1 protein-coding gene is annotated in these 758 nt (G+C 52.0%); it reads left to right on the top strand.

Features of this window, described 5'->3' with window-relative positions; translation table 11 throughout:
• Nucleotides 1-138: 138 nt before the first annotated feature.
• On the top strand, nt 139-681 hold the full coding sequence (gmhB, locus tag BS300_RS20825; RefSeq protein WP_071915117.1) for a D-glycero-beta-D-manno-heptose 1,7-bisphosphate 7-phosphatase: 543 nt from the start codon (nt 139-141) through the stop codon (nt 679-681).
• Nucleotides 682-758 lie beyond the last annotated feature (77 nt).

The raw sequence follows: 758 nt of genomic DNA, 5'->3' as shown, positions 1-758 counted from the left end.
GGTGTTGTAGCTAAAGTTATCGCTTAATCGATACTTTAAATGCACACATGAAAGGGGTGGCTTCGGCCGCCCCTTTTGTTTTTGGGCTTTATCTGCCCTGTGAGATACTGGGCAAAACCATTGATTGAGGTAGTTTCCGTGAGCAAACCCGCCATTTTTCTGGATCGTGACGGTGTCATCAATGAAGACACTGGCTATGTCAGCCAGGTCGATGACTTCCATTTTCTGCCCGGAGTCATAGACGCCCTGCAGCTCCTCAAAAAGAAAGGCTATCTGCTGGTTGTAGTGACCAACCAGTCAGGGATTGCCCGCGGTTATTTCACCGAAGATGATTTCATGAACCTGACCGAGTGGATGGATTGGTCGCTGGCCGATCGCGATGTGGACCTCGATGGTATCTACTTCTGCCCACACCATCCGGATCACGGTGCTCCCTGTGACTGCCGCAAGCCGGAACCGGGAATGTTGTTGCTCGCCAAGCAGGAACTGAACATCGACATGAGCCGTTCCTATATGGTGGGTGACAAGTCTTCCGATCTGAAAGCAGCGATCAATGCCGGGGTCGGTCACAAGATCATGGTCAGAACCGGTAAGCCGGTCACCGAAGCGGGTAGCGCGCTGGCCGATGCTATCTATGACAACCTGCACGATTTTGCCATCGCGGTGCCTGCAGCAAGCTGATTTCGCCGGTTAAATATGCTGATTGGTGGCTTTGTGAGCGAACGAACAGCGAAAGCCATCTTTTTGCAATTATCCGC

It is taken from the genome of Aeromonas sp. SCS5 (genome assembly GCF_001887375.1).
Lineage (GTDB): Bacteria > Pseudomonadota > Gammaproteobacteria > Enterobacterales > Aeromonadaceae > Aeromonas > Aeromonas jandaei.
This window is presented reverse-complemented; position numbering and strand designations above follow the sequence as displayed.